Annotated in this window: 17 protein-coding genes; 6 read left to right on the top strand and 11 right to left on the bottom strand. The window is 68.9% G+C overall.

The annotated features are described in order from the left end of the window. Positions 1-250: 250 nt before the first annotated feature. Positions 251-1,807, bottom strand: coding sequence for an alpha/beta hydrolase (locus SREC43747_RS0109415; protein ID WP_029720959.1), 1,557 nt, complete (start codon positions 1,805-1,807; stop codon positions 251-253). A gap of 155 nt (positions 1,808-1,962) precedes the next feature. Between SREC43747_RS0109415 and SREC43747_RS0109420 the strand changes: the two genes are divergently transcribed. After that, complete coding sequence (locus SREC43747_RS0109420; protein ID WP_408005185.1) at positions 1,963-2,874, top strand: EamA family transporter; 912 nt, start codon at positions 1,963-1,965, stop codon at positions 2,872-2,874. 42 nt (positions 2,875-2,916) lie between these two features. Here SREC43747_RS0109420 and SREC43747_RS0109425 read toward each other — a convergent pair whose 3' ends face one another. Then, complete coding sequence (locus tag SREC43747_RS0109425; protein WP_029720961.1) at positions 2,917-3,816, bottom strand: 2-dehydropantoate 2-reductase; 900 nt, start codon at positions 3,814-3,816, stop codon at positions 2,917-2,919. An 87-nt stretch (positions 3,817-3,903) separates the two neighbouring features. Here SREC43747_RS0109425 and SREC43747_RS0109430 point away from each other — a divergent pair, with 87 nt between their 5' ends. Next, a complete protein-coding gene (locus SREC43747_RS0109430; RefSeq protein ID WP_236623107.1) occupies positions 3,904-4,746 on the top strand; it encodes a GNAT family N-acetyltransferase in 843 nt (280 codons plus the stop codon). Here the strand turns inward: SREC43747_RS0109430 and amaP are convergent. The 7 genes from amaP to SREC43747_RS0109465 form a co-directional block, all read right to left on the bottom strand. Continuing rightward, entirely contained in the window at positions 4,743-5,357 is a 615-nt protein-coding gene (gene amaP / locus SREC43747_RS0109435; protein WP_081722503.1) for an alkaline shock response membrane anchor protein AmaP, read from the bottom strand. The two genes, SREC43747_RS0109430 and amaP, sit on opposite strands and share 4 nt — an antisense overlap. Further along, positions 5,354-5,887 carry a DUF6286 domain-containing protein gene (locus SREC43747_RS0109440; RefSeq protein WP_029720964.1) on the bottom strand — a complete coding sequence of 178 codons (534 nt, stop codon included), beginning with the start codon at positions 5,885-5,887 and terminating at the stop codon, positions 5,354-5,356. The genes amaP and SREC43747_RS0109440 overlap by 4 nt, the downstream gene beginning before the upstream one ends. 3 nt (positions 5,888-5,890) lie before the next feature. After that, positions 5,891-6,289, bottom strand: coding sequence for an Asp23/Gls24 family envelope stress response protein (locus SREC43747_RS0109445; protein WP_037331680.1), 399 nt, complete (start codon positions 6,287-6,289; stop codon positions 5,891-5,893). Then, positions 6,286-6,465, bottom strand: a complete 180-nt coding sequence (locus SREC43747_RS0109450) for a hypothetical protein (protein WP_029720966.1) — start codon at positions 6,463-6,465, stop codon at positions 6,286-6,288. The genes SREC43747_RS0109445 and SREC43747_RS0109450 overlap by 4 nt, the downstream gene beginning before the upstream one ends. A 210-nt stretch (positions 6,466-6,675) precedes the next feature. Beyond that, on the bottom strand, positions 6,676-6,996 hold the full coding sequence (locus tag SREC43747_RS0109455) for a hypothetical protein (protein WP_037331681.1): 321 nt from the start codon (positions 6,994-6,996) through the stop codon (positions 6,676-6,678). 24 nt (positions 6,997-7,020) lie between these two features. Next, positions 7,021-7,515 carry an Asp23/Gls24 family envelope stress response protein gene (locus tag SREC43747_RS0109460; protein WP_029720969.1) on the bottom strand — a complete coding sequence of 165 codons (495 nt, stop codon included), beginning with the start codon at positions 7,513-7,515 and terminating at the stop codon, positions 7,021-7,023. Positions 7,516-7,700: 185 nt separating this feature from the next. Next, positions 7,701-8,447: a pyrimidine reductase family protein gene (locus SREC43747_RS0109465; protein ID WP_051387905.1), complete on the bottom strand. Its 747-nt coding sequence runs from the start codon at positions 8,445-8,447 to the stop codon at positions 7,701-7,703. 113 nt (positions 8,448-8,560) lie between these two features. Between SREC43747_RS0109465 and zapE the strand changes: the two genes are divergently transcribed. Next, complete coding sequence (zapE, locus tag SREC43747_RS0109470; RefSeq protein WP_029720971.1) at positions 8,561-9,583, top strand: cell division protein ZapE; 1,023 nt, start codon at positions 8,561-8,563, stop codon at positions 9,581-9,583. 16 nt (positions 9,584-9,599) lie between these two features. Here zapE and rocD read toward each other — a convergent pair whose 3' ends face one another. Together rocD and SREC43747_RS0109480 are read right to left on the bottom strand one after the other, a co-directional pair. Next, positions 9,600-10,832 (bottom strand): ornithine--oxo-acid transaminase, encoded by a 1,233-nt coding sequence (gene rocD, locus SREC43747_RS0109475; RefSeq protein WP_029720972.1) that lies wholly within the window; start codon positions 10,830-10,832, stop codon positions 9,600-9,602. Positions 10,833-10,991: 159 nt separating this feature from the next. Next, the gene (locus tag SREC43747_RS0109480; RefSeq protein ID WP_236623108.1) at positions 10,992-12,575 is read right to left on the bottom strand and encodes a serine/threonine-protein kinase; all 1,584 of its coding nucleotides are present in this window, start codon (positions 12,573-12,575) and stop codon (positions 10,992-10,994) included. Between the two features lie 267 nt (positions 12,576-12,842). Here SREC43747_RS0109480 and SREC43747_RS0109485 point away from each other — a divergent pair, with 267 nt between their 5' ends. The 3 genes from SREC43747_RS0109485 to SREC43747_RS0109495 all read left to right on the top strand — a co-directional run bounded on the left by SREC43747_RS0109485 (position 12,843) and on the right by SREC43747_RS0109495 (position 16,430). Next, a complete protein-coding gene (locus tag SREC43747_RS0109485; RefSeq protein ID WP_081722507.1) occupies positions 12,843-14,300 on the top strand; it encodes a sugar ABC transporter ATP-binding protein in 1,458 nt (485 codons plus the stop codon). Beyond that, positions 14,300-15,325, top strand: coding sequence for an ABC transporter permease (locus SREC43747_RS0109490; protein WP_051387906.1), 1,026 nt, complete (start codon positions 14,300-14,302; stop codon positions 15,323-15,325). Before SREC43747_RS0109485 ends, SREC43747_RS0109490 begins: the two co-directional genes overlap by 1 nt. 220 nt (positions 15,326-15,545) lie before the next feature. Further along, positions 15,546-16,430, top strand: a complete 885-nt coding sequence (locus tag SREC43747_RS0109495) for a substrate-binding domain-containing protein (RefSeq protein WP_236623109.1) — start codon at positions 15,546-15,548, stop codon at positions 16,428-16,430. The last annotated feature ends 19 nt before the right edge of the window (positions 16,431-16,449 follow it).

Raw genomic sequence — 16,449 nt, forward strand, 5'->3', positions numbered from 1 at the left:
ATCATTGCGATAGTGGCTTCGCTCATGTGGCGGTACTTCCGGTGTGCCAAGAGGAGCACTATCTCAAGCGCCAACATTCAGTCTCGAATCGGGAGGCGATGATGTTCGGAACGCAGGCTCCTCAGGCCAAGGGTGGCTGCAGCTGCTGCGGTAGCTGCACCGGGCCTGCCTGTGGCTGCTGCTCCTCCTGCAGCTGAGCGGCGAGCAGCTGAGCGATAAGCACTGACAGTCTGCCCAGGGTGTTGTGGGATCATCCTGGGCAGACCATGTTCTCCGTGGGCACCGCCGCCGAGACCAGGAAGCGGCTCACCGCAGCGGTGATGCAGGAGGACCTCCCGACGGCTCCGTGCCCGGCGCCTTCCCAGCGCAGCAGAACGCCGGTGGGGAGTTGCGCGGCCAGGTGGTCGCTCCCCAGCGCGGGGATGAGCGGATCGTTGGCGGTGGTGATCACCGGAATCGGTGGCACGCCGTTCTGGCGCAACTCCGGCAACGGCTGCTGCGGCACCGGCCACAGCGAGCACCAGGTCAGCCGCTGCACGGCCAACCCCCCGAAAACGGGGAATCGGTTGACCCAGTCCCCAGCGATCTCGGTCAGCCGCTGCGGCGGAACCCGCAGCGTCGTGTCGTTGCAGCTGGTCACCAGATCACCGTCGAACAGCGGCGGGTTCACTCCGCGCTGGTTCACCTCGGGCGCGATCAACTCGGCCACGCCGGTGCCGTCGCCGTGCCGCGCAGCGCTGAGGGCCTCGGTCAGCGCCGGCCAGCTGTTCCGATCCCGCAGACCGGCCAGCACGGCCCGCACGACGTGCCCGGCCTGCACCTGGGTCCCCGCGGCCGGCAGTGGGGCGCTCCGGACGCGCTCGATCAGATCGCTCACCGCCCCTCGCGGATCCGGACCCAGCGGGCAATTCCTCCGAACGCAGTCCTCGGCGTAGACGTCGAAGGCCTGTTCGGCGCTCTGCGCCTGCATCTCCGCGTGCCCGAGGGCGTCCCGGGTGGGGTCGAGGCCGCCGTCGAGCACCATCCGCCCCACCTTGTCCGGGAAGCGCTCCGCGTAGGTGGTCAACACCCGGGAAGCTTCTCCGCGGGCCAGCGCGTGCAACCGGGGAACCCCCAGCTCCATGCGGAGCTCTTCGAGATCGGTGGCGGTGCGCCAGGTGTCGTAGGCGGTGAGCCGCTCGTCGAGGGTGAGCAGGCATTCCTGGCTGGCCTTGCGCACCGAGCCGAGGAGCTGGTCCAGCGCTGCTCGCTCGGTGGCCCGTGGATCGAACCCCGTGATCGTCTCCCGCTCCAGCTGGGGAACGCAGTTGACCGGATCGGACTCGCCGGTGCCCCGCCGGTCCATCCCGATGATCATGAACGTGTCCAGGACCTCTGGCGGGAGCTGGGTCGCCATCCTGGCCGCGAACGTCGTTCCCGGTTCACCGGTGATGTCGCCCAGCACCACCAGCGGGACCTCTCCGTTGCCGGTCTTGATCAACGCGTTGCTGACCGTTCCCTGGAGGGGGTCTTCAGGGGTGTCGAGACTGCTCAGCAGCTGCGCGCAGGAGAACGTCATGCCGGCCGGCAGATCACCCAGCTCCCGGCGGGTCTGCTCGGTGCAGTCCTCCCAGCCCAGCAGGTCCTCCGCGGGGGGTCCCAGATCGGGGACCGGCTCCGGTTCGGACTGCGGTGCCGGGGGGTTCTGCCGCCCGGAATCGTGGTAGGCGACGGGCGGACGCTGGGACGGGCCAGCGGAACAGGCCGCTGCCCCGAGCAGCACCAGGGACAGCAGAGCGGCCCCGACGCGATGGGCGATTCGCGGCACGGCTACTCCTCGGCGTGGCTGGCGTGGTCATCACTGCGTGGTCGTCAGCATCCCATGATCGGTGTTAGACCCCGGTGAGGGGCTGCGCGGCACGAACCCCGCTGGGCCGCGCGGTAGCGTTCCAGCGGCACCGCAGACGTGGAACAGGAGTGGGAGTGCTGGTAGAGCAGGCTGGTGGAGGATCGACAGCAGGGCATTCCGCTTGGCCGGTTTTCCGGCGGAACACAGCTCGAGTCGCCGGGGCCGTGCCACCGCCGGTGCTGGTCCTGCTGGGGTCGATCAGCCTGCAGGTGGGGGCGGCTTTCGCCAAGGAGATGTTCAGCATCGCCGGCCCAGCGGGCGTGGTGACCCTGCGGCTGGTGTTCGCGGCCCTGATCCTGCTGGTGGTGTGGCGGCCGTCGGTGCGCCTCGGGCGCCGGGCGTGGGTGACGGTGGTCTGCTACGGGATCGTGCTCGCGGGCATGAACATGTGCATCTACCGGGCTTTCGAGCACATCCCGCTGGGTGTTGCGGTGACCATCGAATTCCTCGGGCCGCTCGCCGTGGCGTTGTTCGGTTCCCGGCGCAAGCTCGACGTGCTGTGGGCGCTGCTCGCCGGGGCCGGGGTGTTCCTGCTGTCCCGAGCCGAGGGCGGCTTGAACTGGACCGGAGTCGCGTTCGCGCTGACCGCCGCGCTGCTGTGGGCCGGCTACATCCTGCTCGGGGCCCGGCTCGGCAGCCAGACCAGCGGTGGAAGCGGGCTGGCGCTGGCGATGGCGGTGGGCACGGCGGTGGCGGCCCCGTTCGGTGTCGTCGAGGCGGGACCTGCGCTGCTCGACCCGAAAGTGCTCGCGGCCGGGCTGGTGGTGGCCCTGATGTCCTCGGTGATCCCGTACTCGCTGGAGCTGGAGGCGCTCCGGCGGATACCCCCGCGTGTCTTCGGGGTGCTGATGAGCCTCGAACCCGCGATCGCAGCACTGGCCGGACTGGTGGTGCTGGGGGAGATGTTGGGGCTCGCGCAGTGGCTGGCCGTCGGCTGCGTCGTCGTGGCCTCGGTCGGTTCGACCCGGACTTCCACCGGGGGGTGAACCCGGTCGAGCGGGTCGAACCGCCGAACGCGCGGTGCGCGCTCAGACCCGGGGCAGCCGCATCGGCCGCAGCGCGCGCATCAGCGCCAGCAAGGTCTCGTTGTGCGGGACCGGGATGCCGTGCTCGCGGGCTGCCCGGACCAGCGGGCCGGTGATGTGCTCGTGCTCGGTGGGCAAACCGGCCAATCGGTCGTAGAGCATCGACGTGCCGTTGTCGGTGGGGAACATCCGCGAGTAGTTGTCGATGAGCCGGTCCGCGTCGGCCTGGGTGAGCTGGGCACCTTCGGCCTGGGCCACGGCGATCGCTTCGGCGAGCACCTTCTTGGACAGTTCCAAGATGTCCGGCTCCCGGAGCACGTCCAGCCGGCGCAGGGTGAGCGCGGTGATCGGGTTGGCCGCCAGGTTGACCAGCATCTTCCGCCACGCTTCGGTGCGGAAGTCCGTGGTCAGCGAGATGTTGGCGGAGGTGGTGCCGAGCAGGGCCCGGAACCGGGCGCCCAACTCGTTGTCCTCGGTCACCAGCTTCGAACGGGAGCGGCAGACGATCCGTCCGGGCGCCACGCGCTCCGCGGCGACGTAGATCAGCGCGGGGAGCACCGGTGCGGGAAGGCCCATCGCGGCGACCGATTCGCGGTGCTCGACACCGTTCTGGACGACGACCAGGGGAGTGCTCTCGGTGGCCAGCTTCTCCAGCCACGGCGCGGTGCTGGGAACGTCCTGCACCTTGGTGGTCAGCAGGATCCAGTCGACCTCGCCCAGCACACCGGGTTCGGTGGCCAGGGTGACCGGGACTTCCCGGGATTCTCCGTCGTTCTCCAGCAGCAGCCGTTCGAACGGCGTCCGCACGCACAGCGTCACGTCGTGTCCGGCGTCAGCTGCAGCCGCAGCGAGCACCCCGCCGATCGCTCCCGAGCCGATTATCGCGATTCGTCGTGCTTCCACGCGCTCCGAGGCTACCGGGAGAATCCCGGTGCTGGTTCGGTTCGAGAAGATCGATTTCGTTCGACGCTTGCAGTGAGGAGTGAGCCGGTGCCGCGATCCGCGAACGGTCCGGAATTGGTGCGGGAACTGCAGGAGAGAGCTGCCCGGGGGATGCCCGCTCGCCAGGTCGAGGAGGTGGGCGGCTGGTGGCTCAGGTACGCGCCCGGATGTTCCTGGTGGGTGAGCACGGTGCTGCCGCACGGCGATGCCCGGCCGGACGAGCTGGAGCGCAGGATCGCCGCGGCGGAGGAGTTCTACGCCGCGCGCGGTGCGGTCACCCGGTTCCAGATCACTCCGCCGGTGTGCCCGCAGCAGCTCGATGCGCGACTGGCGGAACGCGGATACCTCCGGTGCGGTTCGCTGTCCTTGCAGGTGGCCGAGGCTGAGCAGGTCAGCGCGCGGGCTCCGGCCCGTTCCCCGCGCGTGCACCTGCGCGACCGGCCGGATCGGGCTTGGCTGCAGGCCTGGGGTGCTGTGCAGGGGCAGCACGGCGATGTCCGCGCCGAGGAAGAACTGCTCGACCGGATAGCGCTGCCGTGCACCTACGCCAGCGCGGTCCTCGAGGAGGAGGTCGTGGCGGTGGGGCGCGCGGTCGTCGACGCCGGGTGGGCGGGAATTTTCGGCATGGCGACGCTTCCCCGGGCCCGTGGCAGGGGAGCCGCCCGCGCTGTGCTGGCCGCCCTGGCCGACTGGGCGGTGGCGCACGCGGCGGACCAGCTGTACCTGCAGGTGGAACGGGACAACGCCGCCGCGGTCCGGCTCTACGAGCGGATGGGGTTCAGCGAGGTGTGCGAGTACCACTACCGCGTCTCGAACGGACCCGCCGCTCCGCGGAGCGGTAGCGCGGCAGTCGCTGGAGATGCCCGCCCAGTTCGCCCGGACGGGAGCTAGCGGGCTCGTTGCCGGGGCGCCCGGTCCAGCCGCAGCCGGATGGCCGTCGGCAGCGTTTCCACCCCCAGCGCGTGGCGGGCTCGGGAGAGCACTCGGGTGTCGAGCTCGTCCCACACCTGCCGCACGTCGGTCCCTTCCCGCAAGGACAGCGCCAGCCGGAGGGCGGGCTTTCGCGCGCTGCCCGACATCCGCGCCCGGGCTCGGACGACCCCGGTGACTTTCTCGGCGTCCTCGCGCACCACATCGGCAAGAGCTCTCCCGCTGACGGTCAGGTGGCGGCCGCGTTCCCGCTCCAGCCTGATGTCCGGTCGAGGCTCGGGGCGCAGCATGACCGCGAGCGCCCACAACCCGAGCCCCACCAGCGCCACGCCGAGCACGATCCCCACCGGCGTGGCGATCTGCGAGTACTGCCCGAACCACTGCACCACGAGCGGGTCCACGACGGGGCGTTGCGCTCGGAATTCTCCGAGCCAGCCGTAACCGACCACGAAAGCGCCCGCGCCGAGGAGGAGGGCGAGCAGCCCCAGCAGCACCACCGCGCTGCGCTCCAACCCGATGCTGCGGGCCGCCGGCGTGGAACTGGGGCGGATCTCAGCGGTTGACTGGCTCACCGTCGCCCCCTGCTCTGCACCGAAACGGAAACCCGCGGGGCGGTGCGCAGCGGCAGGTGCTGCACCGCCTGCCTGGCCGCCTGGACGACGCGGTTCCGCAGTTCTTCGGTGACGTTGAACTGGGCGGCCGCCTTCACCTGCACTCGCCTCCCCTTGGCGCGGACCCGGGCACCGGTCACGCCGTCCTGGTCCTGGACGTGGTGCTCCACCAACCGGGCCAAGGACTGCGAATCGGTCACCACGGTGACCTCGGGGGCCGGGTCGTGCAGCCGGACGTCCCTGCTCCGGGCGGTGAGCGCCAGTGCGAGCAGCAGCAGGCCCACGATCGCGACGCCCAGGGAAACCGAGCGCACCGCGGGATCCTGCCAAGTCACCGAGTTCAGGGTGTTCTGGATCCCCCGCCAGGGGACCAGCAGACCGTCGGTCGCGGTCTGGACCAGGGCCCAGAAGGCCTCCACCGCTAGCAGGGCGCCCAGCGCTGCTAGCGCCAGGGCGAACAGGACCGCGATGAGCCTCGTCGCTAGCTGCATGTCTCACCTCGCCCGTGGTGGACTGGGGGCGGAAACCAACCTGGAAACGGTGATTTCGATGTTCTCGGCGCGGTAGCCGGTGATCCGCAGGAGTTCCGAGCGCACCCGGGAGCGGATGTGCTCAGCGGCTTCGGCGATGTCGACGGGATAGCGCAGGGCGACGTCCAACCGCACCGAGAGAGCGCGCTCCGGGCCGGAGATGCGGGCCCGCGCACCGTGGTCGCCCGCGCCCAGGCCGGCCACGCTGCGGCGCACCCGGACGCAGGACGGTTCCTGGTCCGCCGCGTGTTCGACGATCTTGCGCAGCACCGATTGGTCGATGTGCAGTCGTCCGCGGTCCTCGTGGGCCTCGTCCGCTGCGGCACGTTGGTCGGGAACCGCGTACTGCCCGGTGGCCGTCATCGTCCGCGGCTCCTCCCCACCAGGTCACCCCATTCCAGTTGCCCGTCCAGCACCCGGCCGACCAGTAAACCGATCAGGCCGACGACCAGCGCGATGAGGAAGCCGGTGAAGCCGGCCACCGCCGCGACAGCACCGAGGATCAGGCCTGTCAGCAGGCCGGTCTGCGTTGCGTTCATCAGTGTTCCTCCTCCGGATAGTCGCGTACCGGCGGCGAAGGAGATCGCCGTCTTGGTCGAGGGTTCTGCGGCGGTGGACCGCCAGCGAGTCCGCAGCGGCCGGTCCGGTTGCCGGGTGCTGCGTCCGCAGCTCAGCGGGATCGGGAGCGGATGCCTCCGCGAGGTGCCGGTCCGGGTGAGCTCCTCGTGCCGCCGGACCGGAACGTCCCGCTACGCGCTGCTGGTCGGTTCTTCGTGCTCGGCCACATCGGCCACCGTGATGTCCACCGGGCCTCCGGTGCGCGCTGCGATCGTCGAGCGCAGTTCTGAGACCACGGTGGACAGAGGTCGATCGAGCCGGAGCACGACGGAGATCTCCGTTCTGCCGTCATCGGAGATCCGCACCCCGGTGATGCGCCGGCCAGGCAGGTAAGTCGCGATCTCACCGAACTCCCCACCGTGCAGTTTCACCACTGACGGGTGGTCCTGGACGAGTTGGCTCACCTGCTCCGCCAGCTCCGCGACGGAGGGGGTGCTTGGTGTGGTGTCCACGGTCCCTCCGGGGATGAGCCTGCCTCACTCCACTCGGGAGCTGGTCTCCTCCGATTCGGTGTCGTCAGAAGGCAAGTGGATGTCGTTGACCGAGATGTTGACCTCGGTGACTTCCAAACCCGTCATCTGTTCCACCGAGTTGATCACGTTGCGCCGGACTGCTCGGGCCAAGTCCACGATGGAAGCTCCGTATTCGGTGACCAGGTCCAAGTCCACTGCGGCCTGTCGTTCACCGCCCTCCACCTGCACACCGGCGGTGGACGAAGTTCCACTGGTGCTTCCCGGGATCCGCTCCCGGATCGCCCCGAACGCCCGGGAGGCCCCTCCGCCGAGGGTGTGCACGCCGGAGATCTCCCGTGCTGCGACTCCCGCGATCTTCTGCACCACCGAAGAGGCGATCGTGGTCTTGCCCTGGTTGGTCTCATCGGCGAGCCGTTCCGGGCCGGTCGCGCTGCGGCTTTCCGGGATCCGGGCGGACTCGGTCGACTGGCTGGCTTGCTTCCCACTGCTCTGCGTCATCGACAGCTCCTCTCCAAATCAGCCCGGGGCAGCTCGTCCAGCTGGCAGTACGGACTGATGGCGCGTGAGCGGCACCACTTAATTATGTGGGCGGGCGGCCTTTTCCGCCCGTTGGCGAACGTCGACAGCAGGACGGGAGTGCCGCTGTCGGGTGCCGGAGAGGAGGTGGGTGCTACCGGACCGGGTCAGCGCTGCCGCTCGTACCGCAGCAGCAGCATGGAGTCCGCGTGCAGCGCGGCGCGCAGCTGCATCCGCAACTGCAGCTCGGCCCCGCTCCCGGAGGCGATTCGGCTGGCGTCCCCGTTGGTCAGCAGGGGGGAGAGCGTCAAGCAGAGCTCGTCGACGAGGTCTTCCTCGATGAGGCTGCCGAACAGCTTCGGCCCGCCTTCGCAACCGATCCGGCGCAGCCCCCGCTCGTGCAGGGCGGCCAGCCCAGCCCGGAGGTCCACCTGCTCCTCACCGGCGACGACCACGTCGGCACCGGCTTCGCGCAGCGCGTCGACCCGCTCCGGGGCCGCTGCTGCGCAGGTGAGCACGATCGGCGGGACGACGGTGTCGGTCAGCAGCGGGGAATCAGCCGGTATCGAGGCCTTGGCGGTCACCACCGCGATCGGTGGCACTTCCGCGAGCCCCAGTCGCTGCCGCCGGTTCGCGCGGACTTCGGTGCGCTTCACGCCGTGGTAGCCCTCCGCCAGGGCCGTTCCAGCCCCCACCAGCACCACGTCGGAGAGGTCCCGGATCAGGGCGAGGACCTTCTGGTCCTCGGGGGACGACAAGCCCCGGGACGTGCCGTGCAGGGTGACCGCCCCGTCCAGGCTCGACACGAAGTTGACCCGCACCCACGGGCGGTCGAGCTCGGCGGGGTAGGCGTAGAACTCCTCCAGTTCGCTTTCCACCGCGGTGGGGTGCTGCTGGGGCCACAACTTGTCCACGCCCGTATCCCACCACGAGTGAGGTGGACAACACCAACGGGTCGCCGCTCGGGTGAGAAGAAGCACGTCCGCACCCGGCCGTCACCAGCGGGTGACAGTTATAGAGTTCTGCTATGAGCTTGCCACGCCTGGTTGATCGTCGTCCTGAGATCACGCCGGACGAGCTTGTCCAGGCGATGACACCACCCCCGCGCTTCGACTCGGTCCGGTTCGACACCTACATCCCCAACCCGGAGGAGCCGAGCCAGGCGGAAGCGGTGCAGGCCTGCCGGGAGTTCACCGCGCGGATCGGGGCGAACGGCGGCGGCTCGTGGCTGCGCAGCCTGTTCGGCCGCAAGAAGACGGCCGATGACCACGCGGGGCTCTACCTCGACGGTGGTTTCGGCGTGGGCAAGACGCACCTGTTGGCCTCGATGTGGCACGCCGCCCCCGGGCCCAAGTCCTACGGCACCTTCGTGGAGCTGACCAACCTGGTGGGCGCGCTCGGGTTCGCCGAAACGGTTCGCCGGCTGTCCGAGCACCGGTTGCTGGCGATCGACGAATTCGAACTGGACGATCCGGGCGACACCATGTTGGTCACCCAGCTGATCGCCAAGCTCACCGACGCGGGCGTGCGGATCGCGGCGACGTCGAACACGCTGCCCGACAAGCTCGGCGAGGGCCGGTTCGCCGCGGTCGACTTCCTCCGGGAGATCCACGCCATGGCCTCCCGGTTCCAAGTCGTTCGGGTGGACGGCCCGGACTACCGCCACCGCGGACTCCCCGAAGCGCCTCCGCCGATGAGCGACGACGAGCTGCTGCAGGAGGCGGAGTCGGCGGAGGGGGCCACGCTCGACGACTTCGGGGAGCTCTGCGACTACCTGGCCACTGTGCACCCGTCCCGGTACGGGCGGTTGATCGAAGGGGTCAGCGCCGTGTACTTGCGCGGTGTGCACGCCGCGCCCGACCAGGACGTGGCGCTGCGGCTGGTGGCGCTGGCCGACCGGCTCTACGACCGGGCGATCCCGGTCCGGGTGTCGGGCCAGCCGCTGTCCGAGCTGTTCACCGAAGAGATGCTGCATGGCGGTTACCGCAAGAAGTACCTGCGGGCCGTCAGCAGGTTGACCGCGCTCTCCCGGGACCTGGTCAATTCCTGAACCGGCGGGACCGGGGTCAAGCGGTCAGGGTCTCGGTGATCGCGTCCAGTCCGGTGTCGAGGTCCTGCTCGCTGATCACCAGAGGCGGGGCGATCCGGAGCGTGGACTCGTGCGTCTCCTTGCACAGCACGCCCTTGGCCAGCAGTGCTTCGCAGGCCTCCCGCCCGGTCGGCCCGCCCGGGGAGATCTCCACACCTGCCCACAGGCCTCGACCGCGGACCTCGGAAACCCCGCGCCCGACCAGCTCCCGCAGGCGCCGGTGCATGTGTTCGCCCAGTTCCCGGGAGCGCTGCTGGAACTCGCCGGTGCGCAGCAGGCGGATGACGGCGCGGCCGACCGCGCAGGCCAGCGGGTTGCCGCCGAACGTGGAGCCGTGCTCACCGGGGCGCAGCACACCGATGACGTCGTCGCGGCCCACCACGGCTGACACGGGCAGGATGCCCCCGCCGAGGGCCTTGCCGAGGGTGTACAGGTCGGCTCGGACGTCCGCGTGCTGGCAGGCCAGCAGTTCTCCGGTGCGGGCCAGGCCGGACTGGATCTCGTCGGCGATCAGCAGGACGTCGTGCTCGTCGCAGAGCTGGCGCAGCCGCGGCAGGTAGTCGGCTGGCGGGACGATCACCCCGGCTTCCCCCTGGATGGGCTCGACCAGGACGGCCGCGGTGTCCGGGCCGATGGCGGCCTCGACCGCCGAGGCGTCCCCGTAGGGGGTCGTGACGAAACCCGGGGTGAACGGGCCGAACTCCGCGCGGGCGACCGGGTCGGTGGAGAACGACACGATGGTCGTGGTGCGGCCGTGGAAGTTCGAGCCGGCCACGATGATCTCGGCCCGGTCCTCGGGAACGCCCTTCACCTGGTAGGCCCATTTCCGGGCGATCTTGATCGCCGACTCGACGGCTTCCGCGCCGGAGTTCATCGGGAGCACCCGGTCGGTGCCGGTGAGTTCGGCGAGTTCTTGGCAGAACGGGCCGAACTGGTCGTGGTGGAACGCCCGACTGGTCAGAGTGACCCGGTTCAGCTGCTCGATGGCGGCGTTGACCAGGGCGGGGTGGCGGTGCCCGAAGTTCAGTGCCGAGTAGCCGGCGAGGAAGTCCAGGTAGCGGCGCCCGTCCACATCGGTCACCCAGGCACCGTCGGCTTCGGCCACCACCACTGGCAGCGGGTGGTAGTTGTGCGCGCTGCGCTGTTCGGCGAGTTCCAACAGCTGCGCGGTGTTCGGGGAACCAGCGAAGTGGACCGGAGCTACTGCCATGGGCTCAGCCTAAGGTGCATGACGCGCACTTTCATCCGCAAGTTGTTGCTTGCAGCAATGGTTTGTTGCGCAGTTCCCGGGATGAACGAAATGAACCAACAACCCGAGGTGGTCAGTCGGTCGTGATCGCGCACGCAGGCCACTTCGGCCGGGAGGCTGCTACAGCAATCGATCGTCGTAGCGCCCCGGGGCGTACTGGACGAAGGCTTCGCGCACCTGTTTGCCCTGCTGCCGGCGAGCCCACCAACCGCCGGCGGCGCCGACGGGGTAGATCTTGAACCCGCCGTGGTAGGAGCCGACGCGGTGCCAGATGCGGGAGCGCGGCTGCGGCGCGCCCTCGGCGAGCCAGATCGCGAGGTGCTGCTTCTTGCCGCGGCCGACGATGCTCGCCCGCTGGATCTGGTTCCAGGGGATTTGCCGGTTCAACCCGAGCCGCCTGATCTGCAGGCCGGAGCTGCTCACCTTCAACCGCAGGGGCGGCAGCAGCGCTTTGCCGATCGACCACAGGACGCTGATGGTCAGCAGGAGGACGCCGATCTGGTAGATCGCCTCGAGGCGGGACGAGAGGCCGAAGCGCTCGCTCACCACGTAGGCGGCGAAGATGAACAGGCTGCAGACGATAGCGGAGAACAGGGCCGCCGCTCGGCCACCGGTGCGGAAGACCGGCCCCGGCTCGTTCGGGTTGAAAGCAGTTCCCCGGGAGGTCGGTTTGGGGCGCGCCGGGACGATCTCCTCCCGCAGGGGCGCTGCGGGGGCCGGCTGCGCCTGGGTGTAGGAGCGGGTGGCCGGAGGAGGTGGAGCAGCCGGCACCGGCTCCGGAGCGGGGACCGGCTCGGCCATGGCCGCGGTGCGCTGCAGTTCGGTGGCCGCTTCGTCGATGGCTTTGGTGATGGCCGGGGGAAGCCATTGGTCGCTCTGCGGCCCGACTTCTCCCAGCTGGTCCAAGATCTGCTCGGGAGTCGGCCGAACGCTCGGGTCCTTGGCCAGGCAGGCCGCGATCAGCGGCTGGAGCCCGGCGGGCACCTGGCTGAGGTCCGGCTCGGTGTGGGCCACCCGGTAGAGCAGGTTGGCGGTGCTCTCCTCGCCGAACGGGCCGCTCCCGGTGGCGGCGAAGGCCAGCACCGCCCCCAGGGAGAAGACGTCGCTGGGCGGTCCGACCTCGTCCCCGAGCGTTTGCTCCGGGGAGAAGTAGCCGGGCGTGCCCAAGAACATTCCCGTGGCGGTGAGCGAGGTCGAAGTGGTCGCGCGGGCGATGCCGAAGTCGATCACCCGCGGGCCGTCGGGGCCCAGCAGCACGTTGGCCGGTTTCAGGTCCCGGTGCACCAGACCAGCGCGGTGGATCGCGCTGAGCGCCTCGGCCAGCCCGGCTCCCAGCGTGCGCACCGCCTGTTCCGGAAGCGGGCCGTGCTCGGCCACCGCTTGGTGGAGGGTTGGTCCGGGCACGTACTCGGTGGCCAGCCAGGGCTGCTCGGCTTCGGTGTCGGCGTCCACGACGGCCGCGGTCCACAGGCCGCCGACCGAGCGGGCCATCGCCACTTCGCGGCGGAACCGTTCCCGGAACTCGGGGTCTTCGGCGAGATCGGCCCGGATCACTTTGACCGCTACGATGCGCCCGCCGCGGGAGCGCCCCAGGAACACGCTGCCCATGGCCCCGCTTCCCAGCCGGCCCAGCATTTGGTAGTCGCCAACGTGGTTCGGGTCGCTGGTCAGCAGCGGCTGCACGATCCTGTCCCCTCCGAGCATCCGTTTCTCCGGTTCCCCACCCGAGCTTACGGAGTCCGGGTTCGGGGCTTCGCAAGTCCGTGGAGATCGCTTCTCCGGAGGCGCTTCCCGGAGCAGTGGAGTAATCGAATACTTGGCTTCATTCCAACCTTTTCTTCGGCGACCCGTTGTGGGTATGATCCGGCGCACTGCGAGCCAGAGGGCCGATCGGGGTGGATCGAGGGGAGGAACGCCGTGGCACTGAAGGCGCAGTCCTCACCAGGTCAGCCTGCTGTGGCGTTGAACAAGGTGAGTAAGCGTTTCCCCGGAGTGCTGGCGGTCTCCGAGGTGACGCTGCAGATCTTCCCCGGTGAGGTGCACGTGTTCGCCGGGGAGAACGGTGCTGGCAAGTCGACGTTGATGAAGATGATCTCCCAGGCCGAGGCGCCGAGTTCCGGTCGCATCGAGTTCGCCGGCAAGCCGGTTTCCTTCCAGGGGCCCGGGGCCGCGCGTCGCCTCGGGGTGGCGATGGTGCACCAGGAATTCGCGTTGGCCCCGGACTTGTCGGTGGCTGAGAACCTGTTCATCGGCCACGAACCTGGGCGGGGAGGGTGGATTTCCCGCTCGAGCGAGCGCCGTCGAGCACGCGAGCTGCTGGCCCGGGCGGGTCTGCAGGTGGATCCGGACCGTCGAGTGGGCACCTTGTCCACTGCGGAGCAGCAGCGGGTGGAGATCGCCAAGGCGCTGGCCGTGGACGCGAAGGTGCTCATCCTGGACGAGCCGACGGCCAGTCTCACCGAGCAGGAGACCCAGGAGCTGTTCGGGATCATCCGCGAACTGACCGCCCAGGGGATCGCGGTGCTCTACATCTCGCACCGGTTGGACGAGATATTCGAGATCGGCGACCGGGTGACGGTCATGCGGGACGGGGCGGTCGTGGCGACCAAACCGGTCTCGGAACTGGACGAGGCGAAACTGGTCCGGCTGATGGTCGGGCGCAACGTGGAGAACCTCTACCCGCGCAGCGAGAGGTCGCCGGGGGAAGTGCGCCTGCAAGTGCGCGGACTGACCCGCGGAACCGCGGTTCGCGATGTCTCCCTCGACGTGCGGGCGGGGGAGATCCTCGGCCTGGCCGGCTTGGTGGGGGCCGGGCGCACCGAACTGGCTCGAGCCGTGTTCGGCGCTGAGCTCCCGGACTCGGGAACCATCACTTTGGACGGTGTTCCGCTGCGGATCCGCGGACCGGCGGACGCCATCGCCGCCGGGATCGGCTATCTCACCGAAAGCCGCAAGGTGGACGGCCTGGCCATGCAATTGGGCGTGGACAAGAACATCACCCTGGCCAAGCTGCCGATGCGCGCCGGGCTGATCGACCTCACCGCGGAACGCCGCACTGCCGAAGCGCACCGCGACGCGCTTCGCATCCGGGTTCCCTGGGTGGGGCGTCCGGCGCGGATGCTCTCCGGCGGCAACCAGCAGAAGGTGATCCTCGCGCGCTGGTTGGAGACCGGAGCGGAGGTGCTCTTCTTCGACGAGCCGGGTCGGGGAATGGACGTCGGCGCGAAGTCGGAGATGTTCCAGCACATGGATCAGCTTGCGCAGCAAGGAAAAGCGATCGTCTTCATCTCCAGCTATCTGCCCGAGCTGTTGAACATGTGCGATCGGATCGTCGTCATGCGAGAAGGCCGGATTGCTGGTGAAGTCTCGCGCAGCGAGTTCTCCGAAGAGAGAGTAGTGGCGCTTGCGACCGGAGCGGGGAGAAGCTGATGAGCAAGCAGGCCGAACAAGCATCTGCGCAGGAGCAGGCCGCGCAGGCCCCAGGAGTTCTGGCGAATTTGCGAGACCGGCTTTCCGGCGCGGTCTCCCAGGTGGCGGCGGCAGGTGCGCTGATCGTCATCTTCGTCGCGCTGTCGTTGGTCGCCCCGTCGTTCCTGACCGCGGACAACTTGTTCAACCTGGGTTCGCAGACGTCGGTGAACGCGGTCATGGCGGTCGGCGTGACCATAGTGATCATCACCGGTGGCATCGATCTGTCCGTCGGTTCGGTCGCTGCCCTGGCAGGTGTGCTGGGCGTGATCCTGATGGCGGACTTCGGGTTCAATCCGCTGGTCGGCATCCTCGGCGGGATCGCGGTCGGTGCGATCGCGGGGTTGGTCAACGGGTTGCTGGTGTCGGTCGTCGGGCTGCCGCCGTTCATCGCCACGCTGGGCATGCTCAGCGTGGGCCGCGGACTGGTGCTGATCGTCACCGGAGCGGTGGCCGTGTTCGGCGCCCCGGACTCGTTCCGGTTGCTGGGCCAAGGGGTCATCGGCGCGCTGCCGATACCGGTGCTGATCATCGCGGTGGTGGCGGTCGCGGGGCACATCGTGCTGACCCGGACCAGGCTCGGCAGGTACGCGTACGTGATGGGGTCGAACATGGAAGCGGCCCGGCTGTCCGGTGTGCCGGTTCGCCGCTACACCACGGCGGTGTACGTGCTCTCCGGGGCGCTGGCCGGTTTGGGCGGCATGATCGCGGCCTCTCGGATCAACTCGGGACAGCCGAACTTCGGCGAGGGGCTCGAGCTGGACGTGATCGCGGCCGTGGTCATCGGCGGCGCGAGCTTGTTCGGCGGACGCGGAACCGTCTGGGGATCGCTGATCGGTGCTTTCCTGGTCGCGGTCATCCGCAACGGCGCCGTCCAGCTCAACATCGGCACCTTCTACCAGAACGTGCTGATCGGCGTGATCATCTGGCTGGCCGTCTGGTGGGACCGCTACCAGCGCCGGAAGATCAGCGGAGATAGCGCGTGAGGCGTATTGAGATGCGTGTTCGGACGAGCGAGAGTGCTTTTCGAAGGGTTCGTGGTCCGGCCGGTCAAGTGTCCTCGACGAGCAAGGGAGCTCGGTCATGCGGAAGGTCTTGACTGCTGCGCTGATGGCGCTTTCAGTGCTTGCTGCTGGGTGCAGCGTCCACGTTCGTGAGCCGTCGGGTGCGGCGGGGCAGGGCGGCGGACCGGTCAAAATCGCTGTGGTGCCGAAGGCCATCGGATTCGACTTCTGGGAGAAGGTCAGGCTGGGCGCCGAGTGCGCCGCCTCCAAGCACCCCGACGTGGAAGTCCACTGGGACGGCGTCAGTTCTGAGAGCGATGTCAGTGGTCAGCAGAGCCTTCTTCAGGACTTGATGTCGCAGTCCAACATCAGTGGTTTGGTGTACGCCGCCACTGACGCCAAGGCGCTGGCTGAGTTGACCAAAACCGCTCAACAGCAAGGGAAAGTCGTGGTGAACATGGACTCCGGGACGGATCCGCAACCGGAGGACGTCCCGGTCTTCGCCACCGACAACGTCTCTGCTGCTGAACAGGCCACCGATTTGCTCGCCGAACAGCTCGGCGGACAGGGGAAGGTGGCGCTCATCGAATTCCAGCCGGGCACCAGCACGAACGAGACCCGTGCCGAGGGGTTCCGGAAGGGAATGGCGAAGCACCCCGGGCTGCAGCTGGTGGCGCAGCAGTCCAGTGACAGCGACTTCAACAAAGCGCTGCAGGTCACCCAGGACATCCTGACCGCCAATCCGGATCTCAACGGCATATACGCGGGCAACGAGCCGAGCGTGCTCGGTGCCGCCGAGGCGGTGCGCCAGGCCGGCAAAGCAGGACAGATCAAGATCATCGGTTGGGACACCTCGGAGGGCGAGGTCCAAGCGTTGCGCGAAGGTGTGATCACCGGACTCATCGCGCAGAACCCCTTCAAAATGGGGTACGAAGCGGTCAACGCGGCGGTCGGCAAGATCCGCGGGTCCGCCAACGGTCCGGATGCCAACACCGACACCGGTGCAGCACTGATCACGAAGGAGAACCTGGACAGTCCGGAAATCCAGAAGCTGTTGAACCCCAGCTGCGCCAATCCGCCGGTCTGATGAGCACAGCTGTCCAGCG

Source organism: Saccharopolyspora rectivirgula DSM 43747, assembly GCF_000497205.1.
GTDB classification, from domain to species: domain Bacteria; phylum Actinomycetota; class Actinomycetes; order Mycobacteriales; family Pseudonocardiaceae; genus Saccharopolyspora; species Saccharopolyspora rectivirgula.

What these genes read in the sequence shown, in the direction of transcription:
- SREC43747_RS0109445 (WP_037331680.1), bottom strand. Translation starts at nt 6,289, where the DNA reads ATGACGGCCACCGGGCAGTACGCGGTTCCCGACCAACGTGCCGCAGCG.
- SREC43747_RS0109480 (WP_236623108.1), bottom strand. Translation starts at nt 12,575, where the DNA reads ATGCTCGGAGGGGACAGGATCGTGCAGCCGCTGCTGACCAGCGACCCG.
- SREC43747_RS0109440 (WP_029720964.1), bottom strand. Translation starts at nt 5,887, where the DNA reads ATGCAGCTAGCGACGAGGCTCATCGCGGTCCTGTTCGCCCTGGCGCTA.
- rocD (WP_029720972.1), bottom strand. Translation starts at nt 10,832, where the DNA reads ATGGCAGTAGCTCCGGTCCACTTCGCTGGTTCCCCGAACACCGCGCAG.
- SREC43747_RS0109490 (WP_051387906.1), top strand. Translation starts at nt 14,300, where the DNA reads ATGAGCAAGCAGGCCGAACAAGCATCTGCGCAGGAGCAGGCCGCGCAG.
- zapE (WP_029720971.1), top strand. Translation starts at nt 8,561, where the DNA reads ATGAGCTTGCCACGCCTGGTTGATCGTCGTCCTGAGATCACGCCGGAC.
- SREC43747_RS0109460 (WP_029720969.1), bottom strand. Translation starts at nt 7,515, where the DNA reads ATGACGCAGAGCAGTGGGAAGCAAGCCAGCCAGTCGACCGAGTCCGCC.
- SREC43747_RS0109450 (WP_029720966.1), bottom strand. Translation starts at nt 6,465, where the DNA reads ATGAACGCAACGCAGACCGGCCTGCTGACAGGCCTGATCCTCGGTGCT.